Here is a 22,183-nt window from a genome sequence, read left to right on the forward strand (position 1 = left end):
GAATTCCTCAGCCGGCCATGGTCAATCCGCCGCTGACGCTGATCACCTGGCCGGTGATGAACGACGCTGCGGGGGAGGCGAAGAACAGCACTGGTGCGGCGACCTCTTCGGGGCGCGCGAGCCGGCGGAACGGAATCGCCTTGATCAGTGCGGCTTTGAGTTTCTCGTCCTGTGCCTGGAACAGTGGGGTGTCGGTGGGTCCGGGGCAGACCGCGTTGACGGTGATCCGATGTCGGGCCATCTCGCGGGCCAGTGACTTGCTGAGCGCGATGACCCCACCCTTGGCGCCGGCGTAGATGGATTCTCCGGAACTGCCGACTCGCCCGGCGTCGGACGCCAGGTTGATCACACGCCCGCCGGCCCAGTCGTCCGACGCCGACGCCTCGACCATGCCGGGCAGGAAGGCGCTGGCCATGTGCACCGGTCCGAGATAGTTGATGGCCACCACCTTCTCGGCGAATTCCGGTGTGGCATTGAGGAATTGATCGGTGCGGTCCCAGCCCGCGGCATTGACGAGGATGTCCGGGACGCCGACCTCGGCGTTGACCGCCTCGCGGAGTGCGTCCACCTGCGCGCGATCGGAGACGTCGACACTCATCGGCACGATGGCGGGGTTCTGCGCGGCCGTCTGCTTGGCGGCGTCGAGATTGACGTCGGCGGCGATGACGGTCGTGCCCTGTTCGGCAAAGGCCAGGGCGATGGCCTTGCCGATACCCGAGGCGGCGCCGGTGACGACCGCGATGTTGGTGCTGCTCATGAGGTGTGCGTCCTTCGTGGGGAGTCGAGTGCGGGAAGTCGAGGCGGAGTCGGCTGCGGGCTCAGATGGCGGCGAATTTGTTGAATTCGGGCATGCGCTTCTCGGCGAAAGCCGCGGCGCCCTCGGCACCTTCCTCGGTGTGGTGGGTGAACAGATCGAGAGCGCTCATCGCCATGTTCGACAGTCCCGCCTGGTGATCGGTGTCGGCGTTGAAGCTCTGCTTGAGGACCCGGATCGCGGTGGGTGACTTCTCGGCGATCTCGCCGGCGATCTTCTTGGCCTCGTCGAGGAGGTCGGCAGCCGGGACGACCCAGTTGACCAGTCCCCAGCGTTCGGCGGTCTGTGCGTCGTACTGGCGGCACAGGTACCAGATCTCGCGGGCCCGCTTCTCCCCGACGACGCGGGCGAGGAAGGCCGATCCGAAGCCGGCGTCGAAGGACCCGACCTTGGGGCCGGACTGGCCGAAGCGCGCGGTGTCGGCGGCGATGGTGAGGTCGCACAGGACGTGCAGCACGTGGCCGCCGCCGATGGCGAGGCCGTTGACGGCGGCGATGACCGGCTTGGGGATGTCACGAATCGTCTTGTGCAGGTTGCCGATCTCGAACATCCCGCTCTCCGACGGGCCGTAGTCGCCGGTCTCGGCGCGCTGCTTGACGTCGCCGCCGGTGCAGAACGCCTTGTCGCCGGCACCGGTGAGGATGACGGCCTGCACGGAGGAATCCGCCCAGGCGCGGCGGAAGGCGTTGATCATCTCCTCCACGGTCTTGGCGCGAAAGGCGTTGTAGCGCTTGGGTCGGTTCATCGTGATGATCGCGGCCGGTCCCTCGACGGTGTACTCGATGTCCTCGTGGTTCATGGCGGATGCTCCTCGTCGAATCGTCGGTGGTGATCGGGTGATCACCCCTTCATGGTGAATGAACATACATTCACTGCGACGGACGTGTCAAGGGTCACATCGAAACGAGATCGGGAGGGGTCTTGCGGTCAGTCGAGTCCGCGCTGCGCGGTCTTCTCGCCGCGGCGCGATGCCCTGCGCTGGATCAGGAAGATCAGCGTCCCCAGCACACCCACACCGAGACCGGTGAGGCAGACGGCGAGCGTTCGTCCGCCGCCCCATCCGGACACGCCGACGACGATCGTGGCGATCAACCACGCCAGCATCCCGACGATGATCACCGGCTCGGGCGCGCGCAGTGCACGGGGCAGTTCGGGCACGGTTGCTGCGTCGGACATGGGCTTCAGGGTAGCTTTCCGGTGTGTCCACCGATTCCTCGAGTCAGCCCCCGAAACCGACTCCCGCCCAGTCGACGGAATCCAGTGCCCGGTCGACGGAATCGGGCGCCCGATCGACGCAGGGGAGCGCCCGGTCGGCGGGCGCACTCGACCGTTTCTTCAAGATCTCCGAGCGCGGGTCGACGTTGGGGCGGGAGTTCCGCGGCGGCCTGGTCACCTTCTTCACGATGGCCTACATCGTGGTGCTCAACCCGATCATCATCGGCGGCATCCCCGGCGAGCCGCACAACGCCGACGCGCTCGGGCACGTGTTGCCGATCGCCCAGGTCGCCGCTGTCACCGCGCTCGTCGCCGGCGTCATGTCGATCATCTTCGGTCTGGTCGCCAACTATCCGTTCGCGATCGCCACCGGACTCGGGATCAACAGCCTGCTCGCGGTGACCATCGCGCCACAGATGACGTGGCCCGAGGCGATGGGTCTGGTTGTCATCGACGGCATCATCATCGTGCTGCTCGCGGTCACCGGGTTCCGCACCGCGGTCTTCAATGCCGTTCCGGCGGAACTGAAAGCGGCGATCGCCGCGGGTATCGGCGCCTTCATCGCGTTCGTCGGCTTCGTCGATGCCGGCTTCGTCCGGCGCATCCCCGACGCCGCCGGGACGACGGTGCCGGTGCAACTGGGCACCGGCAACTCGATCACCACCATCCCCACGCTCGTGTTCGTACTCGGCGTGCTGCTGATGGGCGTGCTGGTGGTCCGACGGGTCCCTGGCGGACTGCTCATCGGTATTGCGGTGACCGCGGTCGCCTCGCTCATCCTGGAGTCGGTGCTGCACCTCGGATCGGGTGCCACCAAGCCCGGCGGCTGGGGATTGTCGGTGCCTGAGATCCCGCACTCACTCGGTGGACTGCCGAATCTGAGCCTTGTCGGCGACGTCGACCTGTTCGGCGCCTTCACCCGCGTCGGTGTGCTCGCCGCGTGCGTGCTCGTGTTCGCGCTGGTGCTGTCGAACTTCTTCGACGCGATGGGCACGATGACCGGCCTCGGCAAGGAGGCCGGACTGGCCGACGCCAAGGGAAACCTGCCCGGCATCGGACGGGCACTGGTGGTGGAGGGCACCGGCGCGATCGCCGGTGGTGTCGCGTCGTCGTCGTCGAACACCGTCTTCGTCGAATCGGCGTCGGGTATCGCCGAGGGAGCGCGGACCGGTCTGGCCAACATCGTCACCGGCGTGCTGTTCCTCGCGGCGATGTTCTTCACCCCGGTCTACGAGGTCATCCCGAGTGAGGCCGTCGCGCCGGCGCTGGTGATCGTCGGCGGACTGATGATCGCGCAGGTGCGCAGCATCGACTTCACGAACTTCGCGATCGCGCTGCCGACCTTCCTGACCATCGTCACCATGCCGTTCACCTACTCGATCGCCAATGGCATCGGCGTCGGCTTCATCAGCTGGGTGGTGATGGCGACCGCGGCGGGCAAGGCGCGCACCGTGCATCCGCTGATGTGGCTGGTGGCCATCGTCTTCGTCGCCTACTTCGCGCGGCAGCCGATCTCCGATCTCCTCGGCTGAGGACCGCACTCGTGCGCGCACTGCCTCGTTTCTGATCGGCTCGTACGACCCACGAAGAGTAGGGGAAGAGTGTTCTTCCCCTCTCCTTCGTTCTTCCCCGCGAAATTTCTTGCGGAGGAAGGGATTGCTTGGGGAAGAATCGGGGAAGCACCACGTGTCCCTCGCGACGGGACTCGCGCACATGTGAGGACCTCTGTGGTCCGTAGGAGCGACATTCTCGCCACGGTGCTGCGGAATTCCTGAGAAGAACATAATATTTGCGCCGTGGAGCTTGTTGTTGAGGGTGACGAACGGCTGGCCGGGTCGCTGTCGCTCGCGATCGTACGTATGGCCCGGCGGCTGCGACTGCGCCGCGACAACGAACTCGTGTCGTTGACGCAGCTCTCGGCGCTGAACACCCTCTATCACGAGGGGTCGATGTCGCCGGGTGCGCTCGCCGCGGCCGAACGCGTCAAACCGCCGTCGATGACGCGGGTCATCGCCTCTCTCGCCGATTTGGGCATGATCAAGCGTGAGGCGCACCCCACCGACGGTCGGCAGGCCATCGTGACCTTGGCGCCGGCCGGGGAGCGGGTCATCGCCAACGAGGTGGCCGCCCGCAAGGCCTGGCTCAACGACCGGCTCGAGGAGCTCTCCGACGAGGAACGCGCGACGCTGGGCGCCGCCGTGCCGATCCTCGAACGGATCATCGCCGGCGACAGCTGATCCCGCTCGGTCGCGGGTCTGGGGCCGGGGTCAGAAGAAGGTGCCGGCGAATGGTGCTCGGGTCGTCGCGAACGCCCGGTCCAGAGCGTCGAGTGTCGCCGGGGAATCGGTCCACAGGCGTCCCGCCGCGGCGAACTCGTGCGCGGAGATCCCGCCGAGGTAGAGGCTGGAGAGCACCGAGGTGTCCAGTCGCACAGTCGGTTGCGCCTCGGTGTGCACCACGACCGCGGCACCGCCACGCACGGTGAGGGCAAAGGTTCCGCCGCGCCCGGCGAAGCGATCGGCCACCTCGAGCACCACGTCGAGATCGGCGCCGTATCGGCGCGCGCCGAGCGCTGCGGGTACGTCGAGGATGCGCAACCACATCTTGTCGACGAGACCGGTCACCTCGACCGAACGCAGGTTCAGCAGCTTGCGCGGAAGGGGATCGTCGACGGGGATGGACGCGTGCAGGGTCGGGATGAGGTCGAGGGAGATCAACACCCGCCACAGATCGGTGTGGGCGTCTTCGGTGACCGCCACGACCTCCTCGACCTCGGCGTGCACCTCGCCGTCGGCGACGCCCTTGAACACCCGGTAGCTCGCGTACCCGTCGTCGTGCAGCAGGTAGTGCAACCCGCTCGCGGCCGGCGGGCGTTCGGAGTCGCGGTCGGCCAGGATCGGCGCCCACCACTGCTCGGTGCGTGCGAGGGCGCCCGGTCGGGTCGCGGTCCACCGGTGATGGATGTCGGCGACGGCGGCCGCCACCTCGTCGGGGTCGGCGAAGCGCACCGTGGCGTGGGCCGGCTGCTCGGCCCGCATCCGTGCCGATGACCCGATGCGGATCGAGTGCGCGAAGCAGGCAGGCCCGAAGCCGAAGCGCTCGTAGATGGTGCCCTCCGATGCGGTGAGGATGGCGAAGGTCTGGCCTTCGTCGATCCACTGGCCGGTCAAGTCGGTGAGCATCCGCCGCAAAATGCCGCGACGACGATGGGTCGCGGCCACCGACACCCACGACAGTCCGGCCGCATCGGCGACGGTCCCGCCGGGCAGCGTCATCGACATCCGGTAGAACATCGACACCCCGACCAACGGCACCGACGGCACCTCGGTATCCCGGACGACGATGACGTCGGAATCGGAGACCTTGGCGCGCAGGTCATTTCGCTCGTCGTCGGGAATGGGGTTGCGCATCGCGAACGCCCGGGCGTCGGCGGCGATGATGTCGTCCCAGTCGTCGTCGGTGGCGCGGTTCAGGCTCAGATGGTCGATCGTGGCATCGGCACTGTTCACGACTCCACGTTGTCATACCGGACTCGTCACCGGGCCCGTCGGGTTCGAATCGGCGAGTGCCCCCGGCTGCGGCTTTGGCAGACTGACTGGTTGTGTCCGACGCGCCTTCCTCTTCCGTGCCCCCCAACCCTGTCCACTCGAGCCCCGCGCCGACCGACCGCCTGCCGGTGCGGGTGATCGACATCGACGATCCCGCCGACGAGCGGGTCGACGACTTCCGCGACCTCAACTCGGTCGACCGGCGCCCGGATCTGCCCGCCCTGCCCGGCGGCCGGCGAGGCCGGGGTCTCGTCATCGCCGAGGGCGTCCTCGTTGCCCAACGGATGATCGCCTCCCGCTTCACCCCGCACGCCTTCCTCGGGGTTTCGCGGCGACTCGACGAACTCGCCGACGACGTGCGGGTGGTCGGGCCGGATGACACTGGGGCAGGGAACACCGACCCCGCCGTCCCGTTCTACCGGGCGACTGCCGAGGTGATGGCCGAGGTCGTCGGTTTCCACCTCAATCGCGGTGTCCTGGGTGTGGCCCGACGGCCGCCGGTCCTGCAGGTCGATGAGGTGCTCGCCGGCGCGCGGACGGTCGCGATCCTCGAAGGCGTCAACGACCACGAGAACATCGGGTCGATCTTCCGCAATGCCGCGGGGCTCGGTGTCGACGCAGTCCTGTTCGGGTCGGGTTGTGCCGATCCGCTCTATCGGCGCAGCGTGCGGGTGTCGATGGGGCACGCCCTGCTGGTGCCGTCCGCGCAGTTCGACCAGTGGCCCGCGGGGCTCGACGACGTGCACCGGCACGGTTTCACCACGGTGTCGCTGACCCCGGACCCGCAGGCCGCGGTGCTGGCCGAGGTGGTGGACGCCGAGCGCGTCGCGTTCCTCGTCGGCGCCGAGGGCCCGGGACTGGCCAGGGCCACCATGCGCGCCACCCACGTGCAGGCCCGGATCCCGATGAGTCGGGGCACCGACTCACTCAATGTCGCCACCGCGGCGGCGATTGCCTTCTACGAGCGCGTCCGGTCGGGCACGATGGGGCAATGAGCGATTCGGGTGAGCGCACCACCGACCGCACCCCCGCGTGGACGATGTACATCCCGGAGGCGCAGCGGGTGATCGCTGGGTCGGCCGACGGCGCCGACCTCGAGCCGTGGCGCCGCCACGAGCCGACGCCGTGGACACTCGGGCTGCTCGCCAGCGCGGTGGCCGTGGCCTTCTGCTCCCTGGTGACCGTCGGGGTCTACAGTCTGGCCGAGTCGCTCGCGCACGGCGTCGGTCTCGTCGCGATCTTCGTGTTGGCCCCGGCGAGTGCGTGGACGCTGTGGGACTTCAGGTTTCGCCCGGTGTGGCGGTGGATCGTGTGGGGTGCGCTCACCGGACTGCTCGCCGGGTTCGGTTCGGGTATCGCCCTGTTCGCCATGTCGTAGCGACTCGCCATGTCGTGGCGACAGCGAAAGCCGTTGCGGTGACCGAGATGTCAGGAGCCGCCGAAACCGAAGTATCGAGCCAGACGACCACGGCCGCGCTTCGGTTCACCGACGGCCTGCTCGTCGGGCGTCGGGGATGGTGTTACCCGCGCACGAGACGCGGCGTGGTAGCGCTCGATGTCCTCGCTCGTCGGTTGGTAGTCTGCCGGATGAATGGCGAACGCGGTCACCGGGATTCGGGCCGGATCGGAGTCGGTCGGCGCGAGGGGATGGGTGAAGCGGAAGCCGAGCCAGGCCCGGTTGGATTCCTCGGCGAGTTGCTGCGGGTGAAACGGCAGGGCCAGCGGATCGGGGGCCACCCCGTCGGCGTAGCGCAGCGGATGTTCGCCGCCCCAGAACGGTCCCTCGAATCCGAAGGGGACGCCCTCGTCCTCGAAGTAGTCCACCGGGGTCGCCGAGAACGAGCGACGCAGTTCGCCGTTCTCCCACCGGGCGAAGGCGCCGGTACCGGTGGCCGGATCGGTGTAGAGCACCGTGGCCGCGGCACTGCGCTGGATCGACGCAATCGTCCGCGTGAGTGTGCTGGGCCGCTCGGTGGCGAACAACGAGCACGACAACACGGTCAGCGGTCCGTAATAACCGGCGTAGACGTGCGAGTCCGTCGCACCCATCGCCGACGCCAGGTCGGTGTCGACCATCGGCAGCAGGACGCTGTCGCCGTAGATCGCCGACGCCAGGCGCCCGGCAGCGGTCACGTCGTTGGTGACTCCGTCACGAATCACTCGCGCGGGATCATCGGTATCGATGAACCAGAGTGTGACTGCGCGCGCCGACATCGTCCCCCTCAGCTGTTCGGATTGCTACGGACACCCAGCAGGACGTCCTCCCAGGCAGGTACCGGTGGTTTGCGTGACTTGCGCCGACGCTGCGCATTGACCGGGGTCGGCGCGGGCGGTGCGTCCTCGGTGTCGTGCGCCGAGTCGTCGGTGCTGTCGGCGTCGTCGGCGTGGCTGTCGGCGTCCTCGGCCGTCGCGACGTCGCCGGGGGTCTCCGAGGGTTCGGTGCCGACCTCGACGTCGCCGCGATGACGGCCGTGCGGTTCGGTGCCGTTTGGATCGCTGCCGTGCGGATCTGCGGAGTCGAAGTCCAGTGCGTAGGTGCCGTGCTCGTCGAAGGGGGCGTGCGCGGGATCGTGGCGGCTGCGTTGGGCACCGATGATCGAGTCGGCGTCGAGGGTGACCTGCTCGCGGCCCGCATCGTCGACGTCGACGACGGGCGCGGGAACCGGCGTGATGACCGGGGTCGCCACGGGTGTCAGGCGCCGGCGCGGCTCGATCAGTTCCGGGTGGGTCAGTTCCTCGGCGAGGTCGTCGAGCGGGTCGGCGGTTCCGCCGTGCGCACCGGGGTGATACCGCCAGTGCGCACGATGCTCGGTGTGGCCGACCTGCCAGGCGATCTGCACCGCCCAATAGCCGTCCTCGCCCTTCCAGGCGTCCCACGTCGCCTCCGACGGATTCTGTCCGAATGCGACGAGCCCCTCGGTGGTGACGTCGCCGAGGGTGAGTTCCGAGGGTCCGTCGTGACGCAGGGGATGTGCCAGCGCGGCGAGTTCGGCGGCCCGGCTGCGTTCGAGCAGTACCGGGTGGGCGAATCGTTCGATCTTGTCGGTGCTCACCCCGGCGATGGCGGCGACCTCGGCGACGGTGGCGCCGGCCCGGATGCGGGACTGGATCTCGCGCGGTCGCAGTGAGCTGGTCATCTCGATCTCGATCTGTCCGAGGCGGGACAGGTCGCCGCGGGCGGCGGCGCGGAGGCGTTCATCGGCGGCGATGGAGAACTTCTCACCCGACTCGACGTCTTGGCAGATGACTCGGGAGCCGCCGGCGTCCACACCGACCACTCGAAGTTCACGCATCTGCTCCTCCTCCGGTTGACCACGAGTGCGGGCATTGTGGCCAGGTTAGACCACCGAACGTCGCGGATCGGGCCGGACACGCGGGCCGGAGTCGCTCGGCGGTACGGCGGAAACGCGCAGTTCAGCCCGACAGTGGCGGACGTGACCCATGCGTCGGATGGGACGTATGTGCTCCAGCGTAGCGTGTGGGTCCGCTCGGTCAGGCCGTCACCGGTGCTCGGCACACGAGCGCCACGGTGCTGTTGCGCACGCGCACCCCATCGGGGCCGAGGAACTCGGTGAGGCGGGAGCGCAACCGCGCCGCGGTGTCCGCATCGAGGGTGAGCTGGCGCGAATAGGTGAACGCCAGGTTCACGTAATCCTCGGTGCTCAGGTGGGTCTCCACGGCGAATCGATCGATCGCCGGCGTGAGTCCGGCGCTCGTCAGCAACTCGTGCGCGCGGTCCTCGGCGCGCGATGCCTCCCGGGTGGTCGGCACCGCGTCCGCGCCGCACACCTCCCGGTAGATCTCGCGGATCCGTGCCTCCGAGGGCTCAACGGCCGCAGCCCGGTTCCACAGCAGGGCCAGGCGGCCGTCGGGATTGAGCAGCGAGGGGATGCGGGCGAGTGCGACCTTCGGATCGACCCAGTGGAACGACCGGGCGAAGACCACGAGATCGAAGGTGCGTCCGCGCGCGTCCCATGCCTCGAAGGTGGCCTCCTCGACGACGATCCCCTTCGCGCGGGCCCTTTCGGCCATCAGCGGGTCGGGTTCGACGGCGATCACGCTCGCGCCCGCCGCGGCCATCGGCGCCGAGACCATGCCGGTGCCCGCGCCGACGTCGAGCACCGTCATGCCCGGGACGGGCAGGAGTCGCTCGATGACCTCGGGCGGGAACGGTGGCCGGTAGCGGTCGTAGGCGTCGGCGACCGGACCGAAGGATTCGGCTCGCCGGCGATCGAGATGACTGGGCTGGCTGGTGGTCACCTCATCGAGTATGCGCTCGTCGGTTACAAGCGCTCGACGATGTAGTCGATGCTCGCGGTGAGCTTGCTGACGTCGTCGGGGTCGATTGCCGGAAACATCCCGATTCGCAACTGGTTTCGGCCCAACTTGCGGTACGGCTCGGTGTCGACGACGCCGTTGGCGCGCAGCGTCTTGGCGACGGCGGCCGCATCGATCTCGTCGTCGAAGTCGATGGTGCCGACCACCTGGCTGCGCAGCGCCGGATCGGTGACGAACGGCGTTGCGAATTCCGACTTCTCGGCCCAGGAGTACAGGCGCGAACTCGAATCTGCGGTACGCGAGACGCACCAGTCCAGGCCGCCGTTGCCGAGCATCCACTGGATCTGGTTGTCCAGCAACAGCAATGTCGACAGTGCCGGGGTGTTGTAGGTCTGGTTCTTGCGACTGTTGTCGACCGCGGTCGGCAGCGACAGGAATTCCGGGCACCAGCGGTCGGTGCCGGCGATCTGCTCGATGCGCGAGAGGGCTGCCGGGCTCATCGCCGCCAGCCAGATGCCGCCGTCGGCGGCGAAGCACTTCTGCGGGGCGAAGTAGTAGACGTCGGTTGCGGCGATGTCGACGGGCAGTCCGCCGGCGCCGGAGGTCGCGTCGATGGCGATCAGCGCGTCGTCGGCGCCGTCGGGGCGGGTGACCGGCACCGCGACACCCGTGGAGGTCTCGTTGTGGGCCCAGCCGATCAGGTCGACGCCACCGAAGTCGTCGGCGGTCAGCGCGGCCGGGTCGGGTGCGGTACCGGGGTCGGTCGAGATCACCGCGGGGGAATCGAGGAACGGTGCCTTCTTGGCGACGGTGGCGAACTTCGACGAGAACTCACCGTAGGTCAGGTGCAGGGAGCGGCGCTTGATCAGGCCGAACGACGCGGCATCCCAGAAGGCGGTGGTGCCGCCGTTGGACAGCACGATCTCGTAGCCGTCGGGGAGGGCGAACAGCTGCGACAGTCCTTCGCGCACCGAGCCCACCACGTTCTTCACCGGGGCCTGACGGTGGCTGGTGCCGATCACCGAGGCACCGATGTCGACGAGGGACTGCAACTGCTCCGGTCGCACCTTGGACGGTCCACAACCGAAACGCCCGTCGGCGGGCAGCAGGTCGGCGGGCAGGGTGATCGGGGTGGCGGCGTCGCTCATGGGCGCAATTCTAGGGCTGTGGCCCTCGCCACTGCGGTCTGCCCCGTCCGTGACTTGTCATCGCGGACGCCCTGCGACCCGCACACGCGTCATCGGCATGCGATGGTCAGGCCCGTACCCCAGCCCGGTGCGCGGCAATGTGTGGGGAGGCCGGGGATGTCGGTGCCGTCGGCCGCGAGGATGCCTGCCGTGGCGAGCAGCCAGGCCACCATAGAGTTGGAATTCCACATCTCGGCAGTCCCCGAAGGCCGTCGCCCCCACGTGAGTGCCGGCACGTCGGCTACTGCCGCCACGATGAGCGCCGCGACGTCGTCGGCCACGGCGACAACGTGGTCGGCGAGCGCAGAGCCGAGATCGTCGATGACCCTGGCGCGCCAACACCGCACTTCGTAGCGGAAGAGCGTCGAGCGTCCAAGTGATCGGAGTCCGACGGGACCGTTCACGACCACTCCGCGGTCCCCGGGACCGTTTCCCCATGGGGGTGCCTGTTCGACGACCCACCGCTCGCCGTCGTGGTCGACGGTGAGCGCCGCGTGAACGAGTTGTCGGCGTGGACAACGATGCCGGTGTGCGTACAGGAGCTCATAGAGCCTGCCCGACCGGGCGACGACCCGCCCGCCTGCACCCAGAGGGATCCAATGCACCGAAACGGCCACGAGGTAAGTGAACCGTATCTCGGCGGCGGTCGCCCCGGTCCCCTGAGCCCTTGACGCGGCACTGAACACACGTTTAACATGCTGAACATGCGTTTAGCGTCGGGTGGTGTCGACGGGGATGCGGACGACCGCACAACCCGCGCCCGTCTGCGCGACACCGCGATCGAGGTATTCGCGCGGTCCGGCTTCGGGGCCCCGGTGCGTGCGATCGCCGAGGCCGCGGGAGTCAGTCCGGGTCTGGTGATCCACCATTTCGGGAGCAAGGACGCGTTGCGCCGCGAATGTGACGCCCACGTGCTGCGCCAGACCCGTGAGGCGAATCGGGAGAGCCTCGAGAGATCGCCGGGTGCACCGGCTTTCGCGTCGATCCTGGCCCAGATGGACACGCTCGAGGAGCAGGGGCCGCGCATGGTCTACCTCATCCGGAGCCTGCAGGCCGGGGGAGGGATGGCGCGCGAGCTGCTCGAACAGCTCGCCGCCGATGCCGAGGTCACCCTTCGGGCCGGCGTCGCCGACGGGACGATCAGACCCTCCCGCGACGAGGCGGCCCGAGCGCGCTATCTCCTCGCCCAGTCCCTCGGCGCGCTGCTGGTCGACCTCGTGATGAATCCGCCGGAGGACTGGTCGGATGCCGGGGCGATCCTGCGTTCGCACACCGACCGGGTGGTGATCCCGGCGACCGAACTCGCGGTCCACGGCGTCATGGCCGACGACTCACTACTCGACGTCGTGCTGCGTCATCAGGACGACAAACCAGGAGGACGACGATGACCGATGCACCTGAGGGCCGAGTCGGCTCGCCCGACCCGGTGATCGATGTTGCCGGGCTGACAAAGCATTTCGGCTCTTTCCGGGTTCTCGACGGACTGGACCTGACGGTGCGCCCCGGTGAGGTCGCGGGTTTTCTCGGACCCAACGGCGCCGGGAAGTCGACCACCATCCGGGTGCTGCTCGGACTTTACCGATACGACGGCGGCACGGTGCGCGTGTTCGGCGCCGACCCGCACGCCGACGCCGTCGCGATCCATGCGCGTCTTGCCTACGTACCCGGGGATGTGAACCTCTGGCCGCAGCTGACCGGCGGTCAATGTATCGATCTGCTGTTGTCGCTGCGGGGTATCCGAGCCGAATCGGCATCTCGCCGAGCCGAACTCATCGATCGCTTCGACCTCGATCCGACGAAGAAGGCGTCCACCTACTCCAAGGGCAATCGACAGAAGGTGGCCCTGATCGCCGCGCTGGCCGCCGACACGGAGTTGCTCATCCTCGACGAGCCCACGTCGGGACTCGATCCGCTGATGACCCATCAGTTCACCGAATGCGTACGGGAGTGTGCTGCACAGGGATCGGCGGTACTGATGTCGAGTCACATTCTCGCCGAGGTCGAACAACTCTGCGACACCGTGACCATCATCCGGGATGGCCGCACTGTCCAGTCCGGGGCGCTGCGCGAGTTGCGGCACCTGCGGCGCTCCCGGGTGACCGCGACCGTCGCCGGCGACTCCGCCGACCTGGCCGCGGTGGCCGGTGTCCACGACTTCGAGCAGCGCGCCGACGGCGAGGTCACCTTCACCGTCGATGACACCGGATTGGTCGCGGTGACAAGGGAACTGGCCGACCGCGGCGTGCGTACGCTGGCGGTGACCCCGCCGAGCCTGGAGGAACTGTTCCTGCATGCCTACGGTGAACGTCTGGAAGCCCGGTGATCACCGGCTACCGGCTGCTGTTGGGGCTGGCACTGCGGCGCGAACGGATACTGGCGCCGGTCACTGTGGTCATCTTCGTGTTGGTCAACCTGGCGACGGCGGCCTCGATCGCCTCGGCCTACGTAACGCCGGAGAAACGACGCATGCTGGCGGCCGGTCCGGGGGCCAACGCCGCCTTCCGTTTCCTGCTCGGCGACACCGTGCACATCCAGTCCGTCGCCTCGGCAACCGTCTGGCGCGCAGGACTTTTCATGATCGCCGCGCTCGGCGTGTGCACGGTGTTGATGGTGGTGCGCCAGACCCGCCGGGAGGAAGAGCTCGGTCGTGCCGAACTGATCCGGTCCGGCGTGGTCGGGCCGCTCGCGCCGACCGCGGCGGCGGCCAGTGTGGCGTCGCTGTTCGGGATCGCGGTGGCGGCGCCGATGTCGTTGATGCTCTTCGGTTTTGGCGCCGACGCCGCGTCGGTCGGCATCGTCTTCGCCCAGTACTCCGGCACCGCGCTCGCCGCCGTCGGCGTGGGACTGCTGACCGCGCAGGTGGCCGCGACCGGGCACATCGGCAATCTCGTCGGTGCCTCGGTCGTCCTCATCGGCTATCTGCTGCGCGGAATCCCGGACGCCACCGGCGACCTGCGGTGGCTGCGCTGGATCAGCCCGGTCGGCTGGGCGCAGGTGATGGACCCGTTCGGCGCCAACAATGTGTGGCCGCTGCTGGCGGACCTCGCGGTGCTGGCCTGCTGTGGTGCCGCTGCGGGCTGGGTGGCCGGCTATCGCGATCTCGCCGGCGGGCTCATCGCCCCTCGACCCGGCCCCGCGGGCACCGACCGGCTGCCGAACGTGGAGGCAATGGTCGCGCAGACCTCGACGCCGCTGCTCCGGTCATGGCTCGGCGGACTCGGTGTCTACGCACTCGTCATCGGCTTCATGGGACCGTCGGTCAATCAACTGGCACAAGGGAATCAACTGGTCACCGACGTACTCTCGGCACGTCTGGGCGGCATTGGGCTGAGCACCGTGTTCGCGGTGACGATGACCTCGATCCTCGCCGTCGCGGCCGGCGCGTGGGCGGTCACCCTCGCCGAACGGATGCGCACCGAGGAGGCCTCGGGCCGCGCCGAAGCCGTGCTCGCGACCCCGACGGCGCGTGGTCGGTACTTCGTGGCCTACGCGCTCGTCGCCGGTGGCGGGCTGGTGGCGGCGATGGTCGTCACCGCGGTGTGCATCGTCGTCGGCAACGGCATCGCCGGCGGTGGTTGGGCCACGCCCGCCGCGCATCAGGCGCAGATCGCCGCGGTCCAGCTACCGGCGATGTTCGTCATCGGCGCGCTGGTGGTGGCGCTCTATGCGGTGGCGCCCGTGCTGGTGCACCTGGGGTGGCCGGTGGTGGTCGTCGCCCTGCTCCTCGGTCCGCTGTCGGGGATGTTCAACCTGCCGCAGTGGGTCGACGACCTCTCGCCGTTCACCCACGTCCCGCTCGTCCCGGTGGAGCCGATGCGATGGCTGCCGGTCGTGGTGATGCTGTGCGTCGCCGGTGGACTCGTGCTGGTCGGATGGATCTCGTTCCGACGCCGCGACATCGGCTGAGCAGCGTCAGCTCGGCGAAGTCAGCCCGCGAGACCCTTCGCGGTGCCGACGGCGATGTCCTTGGCCTCGATCGCCTTGTCCTTGACCTCGATACCCAGGCGCGCCACGACGGCGGCCTTCGCCGCGGGATCGAGCTCGTCGATCGTCTCCTCGATCTTCGCGGTGGCCGCGTCCACGAGGGTCTTCTCCCGCCGCAGGAACACCAGTAGCGCCACGATCAGCCCGAGGCCGACGATGGTGAGAGCGATCTTCGCGTTCTTCGACACGTCGATGGGTCCTTTCGCTGGAGGTGGCCCGCGGCCGTCGCGGGTCCCGTCCCCAGTCTGCCTCACATGGTGAGGCGCGACGGAGAGTTCACGATCGCCGCGCGGACCTCACGACTGTCCGACGCGGCGTTGGCCGTGCTGCGCGCGGCGAGTGTGTTGGGCTGGACCTGGTCTCCGCTGGCGCTCGTCTCGGCGGTCGCCGAGGTGGGTGAGCGGACCAGAGCCGTCAAAGAGTTGCGCGCGGCCGAACTGATCGATCTGCGACGGTGGGACGAACCGTTGCACGTGCGTCCGTCCCACGCGCTGATCCGCGCCGCAGTGTACCAGCAGACGCAGCTGCGTGCGCTCCACCTGCGTGCGGCACCTCTCGTGACGTCTCGGTCGATGGCGCTGCAGCACCGGCGCGCAGCGGCCACGCAATACGACGACGGTCTCGCCGACGAGCTCGAGGCGTATGCGCACGAGCTGTACGGCCGACGGTCGTTCCGGCGGGCTGCGGACCACCTCCGCTGGGCCGCGGCGCTGATGGCCGATCCTGCGGTACACGAACGACGTTGGCTCGAATCGCTGTACAACGTGGTGCTGAATTACGACTTCGCGACCGTGCGCGCCGAACTCGACGCCATCCGGACGGCCGGCGACGCGATCTGGAGGGCCTTGGTCCTGGGTCGTTACGCAATCCAGGAAAGGCGGTACCGCGACGCCGTCGCCGAGCTCGAACCGATCACTGCCGAATCGATCACCTCTGGGCCGATCGCCGGTGACTCGGCGCAGGTCGACCGGGCGCGGCTGCGCTACCGCGCCGAGGTGCTGCTCGCGTGGGCTCGCGCGTGCCTGGGCCATCCGATCGACCTCATCGCCGACGGGATCGACCGCGCCGAGATGGTTCGGCCCGACGACACCGATGACGGGGCGATCCGTGGAATCGAGCTGGTCGTCGCCGGCCAGGTATCGATTCGTCGCTTCGGGATAAGTGCTGTGCTCGCGCAGCTGTCCGGTCTCCCGGCAGCGGTGGCGGTGCCGTTGACGGCGACAGGCGCACTTGCCTTTCGGGGCTCACTGCGGGCGACGATGGGTCTGACGCGTGCGGCCTCCGACGACCTGACCGAGGCCACGCGCCGCATCGAGGGCTCGACGGATTTCGGTGCCGGGTCGTTTCACGCGCAGCTCGGGTTCGTCCAATGGCTGTCCGGTGATTGGGGTCGGGCTGCTCTCACCTCCCGCAAGGCCCTCGACCTCGCCGGCACCGTGGTGCACCAGTTGACCGCGGCCATCGCGCCGCTGGTCGACAGTGGTGCGGGCCGGTTCGCCGAAGCCGATGACCTGATCGAGTCGGCCCGCGAGCTGCTGACCGAATCGCCATGGGAGCCGGCGTGCCTGCAGTTCGTGAACACGCTGCTGGTCCGCGCCCCCGCCGGCGGTTCGGCCGCCGAGCAGGCCACGGCGCTCGCCGAATTGCGTGGCACCCCGTTCGAGATCACCGACATCTCCCGTGCCGGGCCGGCCCTGCTGCTCACCTACATACCCGCCCTGATCTGGGCCAAGCGACTCGATGAAGCACATGCCGCGATCGGTCGACTTACCGGCGCCGAACCGGCCGCGGACTGGGCACCGGCAGTGGCCTCGTGGTTCCGCGGGCTGATCCACGAGGCCCGAGGTGAGGGACCGCAAGCGCTGGCGCCGCTGACCACGGCCGTCGCCATGGATCTCGATCTCCCGCTGTACCGGGCGCATGTGCTGGCAGATCATGCACGGCTGGCCAGGCTGTTGGGGCAGCATCGCGAGGCCGGTGATTCGCTGCGGCAGGCGGAGTCCATCTACGACCGACTCGGCGCAGCGCCGTTCGTGGAACGCATCCGGGAGATCCTCTCCGAGCCCGCACCGTCGGTGCAGGCGCTCGCCGGCGGGGTCGTTCTGACCGACCGTGAGCACGACGTCCTGACGCTGTTGCTCAGCGGGATGAGCTATGCCCAGATCGCACGCGAGCTCTTCATCACGCAGAGCACCGTCGGCTATCACCTCGGCAACATCTACGGCAAGGCAGGCGTGAAATCGCGGCACGAGCTCAGCGACATGGCGCGAGAGAATCCCCGGCTCTTCGGGATCACCGTCGCTCGGGCGTGACCGGCGCCGTCCGTCCGCCCGCGTGGGTGCTCAGCTCGCGAGTCTGCCTGACCGCGAACAGGATCAGGCCGATCGGCAGCACCCAGTTCAGGATGAGATCGACCGGTCGGAAACCCGGGACCGGTTGTGTCGCGGGATCGAGCAGACCGGCCAGCAGGTGACCCACCCCCATCACCGCGACCACACCGGCCCACATCGCGCTGATCTTGCGGTTGACCGAGCGGAACACCGGTGACGTCCAGTACTCGCGGGGTACCGATTCCCGGGCGTACTGCTCGGTGAATGGCACGGTGAACACCGAACCGAGCATGATCGCCGCCAGGACGAGGGTGGCCGATCCGCGTCCGTAATCGGCGATCCAGTCGGTCGCCGGCGACCCGCCCGAGAAGAAGCCGACGACCGCGAACGCGCCGAACGTCGCGACGCCGGTGACGTCGAGTACCTTCACGCCGGTCTCCTGCATGCTCTTGATCAGCAGGACCAGCGACACCGCGGCCGCGAGGAGGGCGGCGACGGCGGCGGCGTCGGCACCCCGGCGATTGATGAGCACACTGAACAGCACCCACGGGATGAGACTCACGAACATCTTCTTGGAATCCATGACGAAACTCCTTCGTACAGTGCGGGTATGGGTTTACGGGCAGCCGGTTCTACTGGGGTTCTTGACCGTTCCGTCCGGCATGAAGGTGTTGCAGAAGGTGGCGCCGGCCATGTTCGCGGTGGTGAGATCAGCGCCGAGGAAGTTGGCCCCGGAGAGGTTGGCCCCGGTCAGGTTCGCTCCGGTGAACGAGCCCTGGCTCAGGTTGGCGCCGGTGAGGTTGGCTCCCCGCAGGTCGGCACCGGTGAACGAGGCGAGTCTGCCGTCGGCTCCGACGAAGGATGCGCCGACCAGGTCGGCACCGATGAGATTGGTGAGAGTCAATCCGGCGTGGTCGAACCTCGCGCCGTTCATGCCGGCGTTGACCGCTGCATTGCCACCGAGCTGGATCTGGCTGAAGTCGGCCTGATCGGCGTGACCGAAGGCGATGCTGCCCAGGTAGAAGTTGCTCCCGGACAGGTCGGCCTTGTCGAGCGTGGCGTAACCGAGGAATCCGCCCTGCAGGTTGGCCTTGGTGAGATTCGCTCCGGGGCACTTGGTGAACGCCGCGATCGCGCACCCGTTGACCTTGCTGCCCGCACTCAGTTGGATTCCGTTGATCAGCGCGTTGACCGCGCCGTAGAAGGGGCTGCTCGCCGGCACCGGGATGGGGTTACCGGCCGCCGACGGCGGGGTCTGGCCCGGGCAGAGTCCCTTGTGAGGGTTCTTCACGCTGCCGTCGGGCATGAGCGTGTTGCAGTACGTCACGCCGGTGAGGTTGGCGCCGGTGAGATTCGAGCCGGTCAGGTCGCCGTTGGAGAGATTCACGTTCGTCAGGTTGGCGCCGGCCAGATCGTCACCGTTGAAATCGGTGTCGGACAGGTTGGCGCCGCTCAGATCGGCTTTGCTCAGGTTCGAGCCGACCACCGCACCGAAGTTCGCGTCGAGCCCGGCCAGATTCGCTCCGGGTAGGTACGAATTGTCGATGCTGCCGAGATGCAGCTTCGAGTTCTTCAGCGACAGCCCGGGCGCGTACATCTCGTTGAGTGACACCCCGGTCAGCGTCGTGTTACTCAGATCCGCATCGGCCATCGATGAGTAGGTGAACCCGGCGAACGCGACCGCAGCTCCGGACAGGTTGGCGCCGGTCAGGTCCGCGTAGTGAAACGACGCTCCGCGCAGTACTGCGCCGCTCAGATCGGCGTTCGCACACGAGGTGCTCGGCTTCACGACGCAACCGTTCACGTCCTGGCCGTACTTGACGGTCGGCTGCGTTCCCTCGACCAGCAACGTGTAGTACGGATTGTCCGGGGGCACCAGGATGGTGCCCCGGGGACCCTGGGTGCGGAACTGCCTCCGGCGGCGTGCGACGACCCTGCTTGCGAGGAGTTCTCGGCGGTGGAACACCCCGCCAGCGCGGTCAACGCCGTCGCGACGACCCCCACCGTGAGAAGGCGGAATTTCACATTCATGACGGGCTCCGATCCAGATGTGACCTGCGAAAAGGTCCTTCATCTCGTTCTGAAGCCCGCCGCCCCGACACCCTGGTGACAATTGGCAGTCTTCGTCACCGAGCCGCCGGGCCGGCGTCGCGGATTCGCCGACTAAAGGCCGGGTTTGACCACGTCGCCCCAGCCTTCGACGTCCTCGGGCCGCCGCGGTGCGGCGCCGGTGTAGAGCGCGGCCGGGCGGACGAGTTTGCCGAGCTGCTTCTGCTCGAGGATGTGCGCACACCAGCCCGCGGTCCGGCCGCAGGTGAACATGGCGGGCATCATGTGCGTGGGCACCTCGGCGTAGTCGAGGATGACCGCCGCCCAGAACTCGACGTTGGTCTCGATCGCGCGGTCCGGGCGGCGTTCGCGCAGTTCGGTGAGTGCGGCCTGCTCCAGTGCCGCGGCCACCTCGTAGCGGGGCACCCCGAGTTGTTGGGCGGTGCGGCGCAGGACGCGGGCTCGCGGGTCCTCGGCACGATAGACCCGGTGGCCGAACCCCATCAGCTTCTCCTTGCGGTCGAGGATGCCCTTGACCAGCGCCCGCGCGTCGCCGGTGCGCTCGACCTCCTCGATCATCGGCAGCACCCGTGCCGGTGCGCCACCGTGCAGCGGCCCCGACATCGCGCCGATCGCCCCGGACAGCGCCGCTGCCACATCGGCTCCGGTACTGGCGATCACCCGGGCGGTGAACGTCGATGCGTTGAGTCCGTGTTCGGCCGCTCCGACCCAGTAGGCGTCGATCGCGGCGATGTGCTTCGGGTCCGGATCGCCCTTCCAGCGGGTCATGAATCGTGCTGTGACGGTGTCACATTCGTCGATGATGCGCTGGGGCACGGCCGGTTGGTGAATGCCACGCGCCGACTGCGCGACGTAGGACAGCGCCATCACCGACGCGCGCGCCAGGTTCGCGCGGGCGGTGGCGTCGTCGATGTCGAGCAGCGGCCGGTATCCCCAGATCGGGGCGAGCATCGCCAGCGCGGCCTGCACGTCGACGCGGACGTCGCCGGTGTGGATGGGCAGCGGGAAGGGTTCCGCGGGTGGCAGACCGTCGCCGAACCGGCCGTCGACGAGCAGCGCCCACACGTCGGCGAAGGTGACCTTGTTCTCGACGAGGTCCTCGATGTCGACACCGCGGTAGCGCAGGTTGCCGCCGTTCTTGTCCGGCTCGGCGATCTCGGTGGTGAAGGCGACGACGCCCTCGAGGCCGGGGACGAAGTCGTCGGGGATCTTGTTCGTCATGTCTGCGACCACCTTCTGTTCCGCACGGCGCTGTGCCGGGGATGCCGGGCTGGGGCATCCTCTGTGTGCACTGTAGGACAGACCGCAGTCGCCGTCATACCGGGGAGTAACCGGCCCGCCACGCTGGTCACGGTGCCCGCCCGGAGTAGCGTCAGGACGGTGAGCGAATCCATCGACGGTGCGCCCCGGCGACCCGGAATCGACCTGCCCAACATGCGTGTCGGGTACGGCGGCGGCATCCCGCCCAACGTCGGCGACGGAGATCGCGCGGCCGGGGCCGACGGGGTGCGCGACAACCTCGATCCGAGCTGGCTGCGCGGCGATCCGCCATGGCTCGATCTGTTCGAGGTGTGGTTGCACGAGGCCCTCGACGCGCGGATACCCGAGCCGAATGCGATGGTCCTCGGCACCGTCGACGCCCATGGGTTGCCGGCCACGCGGACCGTGCTGTGCAAGGGTGCCGACGCCGCGGGAATCGTGTTCTTCACCGGTTACGACTCCGACAAGGGCCGTGACCTGGCCGCCAATCCCGTTGCGTCGGTGACTTTCCCGTGGATCGCACTGGAGCGCCAGGTGCACTTCCGGGGTGCGGTGGTCCGAGTGAGTCCCGAAGAGACGCAAGACTATTGGTCCAAGCGGCCGCGGGGTTCGCAGCTCTCGGCGCTCGCCTCCGAGCAGTCCCGTCCCATCGGCAGCCGGGCCGAGCTGGAGGCGAAGGCGGCTGACGTCGCGGCGCGGTGTGGCGGCGTCGACGGCGACACCCCGGTCCCGGTGCCCCCGCAGTGGGGCGGCTATCGCCTGGAGCCCGCGTGCGTCGAATTCTGGCAGGGCCGCGCCAACCGGCTGCACAATCGGATACGTCTCACGATGGTCGACGGGGTCTGGGAAGTCCTGCGGCTGCAGCCGTGAGCCTGCGACACGCACTGTTGGCCCTGCTCAGCGCCGGGCCGGCGACCGGATACGACGCCGCGAAGCGGTTCAGCGGTTCGGTCGGCCACGTCTGGTCGGCGCCGGACTCGCAGATCTATCCCGAACTCAAGCGGATGCAGGTCGACGGACTCGTGGAGAGCAGCGCCGTCCGCTGGGGTCCGCGCAGTACCAAGACCCAGTACACGATCACCGACGCCGGACTCGAGGAGCTGATCGACTGGGCCGGCAGGGCGCTGCCGTATTCGCCGCCGCGCGACACCCATCACCTGCAGGCCGCCTACCTCGAATGGACCGATATCGCGGGCGCGCGGCGCTTCTTCGAGGACCACATTGACCATCACACCGAGCAGCGGCAGCTACTGCTCGCGGTGCACGCGGGAATCGTCGCGCGCACCGATCCGATGATCACGCGCAGGCTCTCACGTTTTCCCGACTCCGATCACGAGCGGATCGTGGCCTTCAAGGCCCACACCTATGCCGGGATGGTCGCCCGGAGCGAGGCGGAGATCGCCTGGGCACGCGAGGGTCTGGCGATGCTCGACACCCTGGCCGCCGACGGCGGGGTAGGTGGGGGAGCGGCCGGGGAGAATTCTTCGATCCCCTAAG

At 68.4% G+C, this 22,183-nt stretch carries 23 protein-coding genes; 10 read left to right on the forward strand and 13 right to left on the reverse strand.

Annotation, left to right across the window (positions count from 1 at the left end; all coding sequences use genetic code 11):
- Positions 1–7: 7 nt before the first annotated feature.
- The 3 genes from QNM97_RS03090 to QNM97_RS03100 form a co-directional block, all read right to left on the reverse strand.
- Positions 8–757 carry an SDR family NAD(P)-dependent oxidoreductase gene (locus QNM97_RS03090; protein ID WP_283821538.1) on the reverse strand — a complete coding sequence of 250 codons (750 nt, stop codon included), beginning with the start codon at positions 755–757 and terminating at the stop codon, positions 8–10.
- A 61-nt stretch (positions 758–818) separates the two neighbouring features.
- On the reverse strand, positions 819–1,613 hold the full coding sequence (locus tag QNM97_RS03095; protein WP_283821539.1) for an enoyl-CoA hydratase-related protein: 795 nt from the start codon (positions 1,611–1,613) through the stop codon (positions 819–821).
- Positions 1,614–1,741: 128 nt separating this feature from the next.
- Positions 1,742–1,990: a DUF2530 domain-containing protein gene (locus QNM97_RS03100; protein ID WP_283821540.1), complete on the reverse strand. Its 249-nt coding sequence runs from the start codon at positions 1,988–1,990 to the stop codon at positions 1,742–1,744.
- A 23-nt stretch (positions 1,991–2,013) separates the two neighbouring features.
- On the opposite strand from QNM97_RS03100, the gene QNM97_RS03105 reads away from it, so the two are divergent.
- Together QNM97_RS03105 and QNM97_RS03110 are read left to right on the forward strand one after the other, a co-directional pair.
- Positions 2,014–3,561, forward strand: a complete 1,548-nt coding sequence (locus QNM97_RS03105; RefSeq protein ID WP_283821541.1) for an NCS2 family permease — start codon at positions 2,014–2,016, stop codon at positions 3,559–3,561.
- A gap of 264 nt (positions 3,562–3,825) precedes the next feature.
- On the forward strand, positions 3,826–4,266 hold the full coding sequence (locus QNM97_RS03110) for a MarR family winged helix-turn-helix transcriptional regulator (RefSeq protein WP_283821542.1): 441 nt from the start codon (positions 3,826–3,828) through the stop codon (positions 4,264–4,266).
- A gap of 30 nt (positions 4,267–4,296) precedes the next feature.
- Here the strand turns inward: QNM97_RS03110 and QNM97_RS03115 are convergent, their stop codons facing one another.
- Positions 4,297–5,538, reverse strand: a complete 1,242-nt coding sequence (locus tag QNM97_RS03115) for a GNAT family N-acetyltransferase (RefSeq protein ID WP_283821543.1) — start codon at positions 5,536–5,538, stop codon at positions 4,297–4,299.
- A 167-nt stretch (positions 5,539–5,705) separates the two neighbouring features.
- On the opposite strand from QNM97_RS03115, the gene QNM97_RS03120 reads away from it, so the two are divergent.
- Positions 5,706–6,572 carry a TrmH family RNA methyltransferase gene (locus tag QNM97_RS03120; RefSeq protein ID WP_283823085.1) on the forward strand — a complete coding sequence of 289 codons (867 nt, stop codon included), beginning with the start codon at positions 5,706–5,708 and terminating at the stop codon, positions 6,570–6,572.
- Positions 6,569–6,955, forward strand: a complete 387-nt coding sequence (locus QNM97_RS03125) for a DUF2537 domain-containing protein (RefSeq protein WP_283821544.1) — start codon at positions 6,569–6,571, stop codon at positions 6,953–6,955. Before QNM97_RS03120 ends, QNM97_RS03125 begins: the two co-directional genes overlap by 4 nt.
- 50 nt (positions 6,956–7,005) lie before the next feature.
- Here QNM97_RS03125 and QNM97_RS03130 read toward each other — a convergent pair whose 3' ends face one another.
- The 5 genes from QNM97_RS03130 to QNM97_RS03150 form a co-directional block, all read right to left on the reverse strand.
- Positions 7,006–7,791 (reverse strand): DUF6928 family protein, encoded by a 786-nt coding sequence (locus QNM97_RS03130; RefSeq protein WP_283821545.1) that lies wholly within the window; start codon positions 7,789–7,791, stop codon positions 7,006–7,008.
- An 8-nt stretch (positions 7,792–7,799) separates the two neighbouring features.
- Complete coding sequence (gene sepH, locus QNM97_RS03135) at positions 7,800–8,870, reverse strand: septation protein SepH (protein ID WP_283821546.1); 1,071 nt, start codon at positions 8,868–8,870, stop codon at positions 7,800–7,802.
- Positions 8,871–9,069: 199 nt separating this feature from the next.
- On the reverse strand, positions 9,070–9,837 hold the full coding sequence (locus QNM97_RS03140; RefSeq protein WP_283821547.1) for a class I SAM-dependent methyltransferase: 768 nt from the start codon (positions 9,835–9,837) through the stop codon (positions 9,070–9,072).
- A 23-nt stretch (positions 9,838–9,860) separates the two neighbouring features.
- Complete coding sequence (gene serC, locus QNM97_RS03145; RefSeq protein WP_283821548.1) at positions 9,861–11,003, reverse strand: phosphoserine transaminase; 1,143 nt, start codon at positions 11,001–11,003, stop codon at positions 9,861–9,863.
- Positions 11,004–11,092: 89 nt separating this feature from the next.
- Entirely contained in the window at positions 11,093–11,446 is a 354-nt protein-coding gene (locus QNM97_RS03150; protein ID WP_283821549.1) for a hypothetical protein, read from the reverse strand.
- Between the two features lie 300 nt (positions 11,447–11,746).
- On the opposite strand from QNM97_RS03150, the gene QNM97_RS03155 reads away from it, so the two are divergent.
- The 3 genes from QNM97_RS03155 to QNM97_RS03165 are packed head-to-tail and all read left to right on the forward strand — an operon-like array spanning position 11,747 to position 14,948.
- The gene (locus QNM97_RS03155; protein ID WP_283821550.1) at positions 11,747–12,430 is read left to right on the forward strand and encodes a TetR/AcrR family transcriptional regulator; all 684 of its coding nucleotides are present in this window, start codon (positions 11,747–11,749) and stop codon (positions 12,428–12,430) included.
- Positions 12,427–13,365 carry an ABC transporter ATP-binding protein gene (locus tag QNM97_RS03160; RefSeq protein ID WP_283821551.1) on the forward strand — a complete coding sequence of 313 codons (939 nt, stop codon included), beginning with the start codon at positions 12,427–12,429 and terminating at the stop codon, positions 13,363–13,365. Before QNM97_RS03155 ends, QNM97_RS03160 begins: the two co-directional genes overlap by 4 nt.
- Positions 13,362–14,948: an ABC transporter permease gene (locus tag QNM97_RS03165; protein ID WP_283821552.1), complete on the forward strand. Its 1,587-nt coding sequence runs from the start codon at positions 13,362–13,364 to the stop codon at positions 14,946–14,948. The genes QNM97_RS03160 and QNM97_RS03165 overlap by 4 nt, the downstream gene beginning before the upstream one ends.
- A gap of 20 nt (positions 14,949–14,968) precedes the next feature.
- Here the strand turns inward: QNM97_RS03165 and QNM97_RS03170 are convergent, their stop codons facing one another.
- Positions 14,969–15,214 (reverse strand): hypothetical protein, encoded by a 246-nt coding sequence (locus QNM97_RS03170; RefSeq protein WP_043456694.1) that lies wholly within the window; start codon positions 15,212–15,214, stop codon positions 14,969–14,971.
- 66 nt (positions 15,215–15,280) lie between these two features.
- On the opposite strand from QNM97_RS03170, the gene QNM97_RS03175 reads away from it, so the two are divergent.
- On the forward strand, positions 15,281–17,338 hold the full coding sequence (locus QNM97_RS03175) for a LuxR C-terminal-related transcriptional regulator (protein WP_283821553.1): 2,058 nt from the start codon (positions 15,281–15,283) through the stop codon (positions 17,336–17,338).
- Here QNM97_RS03175 and QNM97_RS03180 read toward each other — a convergent pair.
- The 3 genes from QNM97_RS03180 to QNM97_RS03190 form a co-directional block, all read right to left on the reverse strand.
- Positions 17,319–17,939, reverse strand: a complete 621-nt coding sequence (locus QNM97_RS03180) for a hypothetical protein (protein ID WP_283821554.1) — start codon at positions 17,937–17,939, stop codon at positions 17,319–17,321. The genes QNM97_RS03175 and QNM97_RS03180 overlap by 20 nt on opposite strands.
- Positions 17,940–17,972: 33 nt before the next feature.
- Positions 17,973–19,232, reverse strand: a complete 1,260-nt coding sequence (locus tag QNM97_RS03185; RefSeq protein WP_283821555.1) for a pentapeptide repeat-containing protein — start codon at positions 19,230–19,232, stop codon at positions 17,973–17,975.
- 287 nt (positions 19,233–19,519) lie between these two features.
- A complete protein-coding gene (locus QNM97_RS03190) occupies positions 19,520–20,647 on the reverse strand; it encodes a citrate synthase 2 (RefSeq protein ID WP_006368225.1) in 1,128 nt (375 codons plus the stop codon).
- Positions 20,648–20,860: 213 nt separating this feature from the next.
- Between QNM97_RS03190 and pdxH the strand changes: the two genes are divergently transcribed.
- Together pdxH and QNM97_RS03200 are read left to right on the forward strand one after the other, a co-directional pair.
- The gene (gene pdxH / locus QNM97_RS03195; RefSeq protein WP_283823086.1) at positions 20,861–21,556 is read left to right on the forward strand and encodes a pyridoxamine 5'-phosphate oxidase; all 696 of its coding nucleotides are present in this window, start codon (positions 20,861–20,863) and stop codon (positions 21,554–21,556) included.
- Positions 21,553–22,182: a PadR family transcriptional regulator gene (locus tag QNM97_RS03200; protein WP_283821556.1), complete on the forward strand. Its 630-nt coding sequence runs from the start codon at positions 21,553–21,555 to the stop codon at positions 22,180–22,182. Before pdxH ends, QNM97_RS03200 begins: the two co-directional genes overlap by 4 nt.
- Position 22,183 lies beyond the last annotated feature (1 nt).

The organism is Gordonia sp. L191 (assembly GCF_030077625.1).
Lineage (GTDB): Bacteria > Actinomycetota > Actinomycetes > Mycobacteriales > Mycobacteriaceae > Gordonia > Gordonia polyisoprenivorans_A.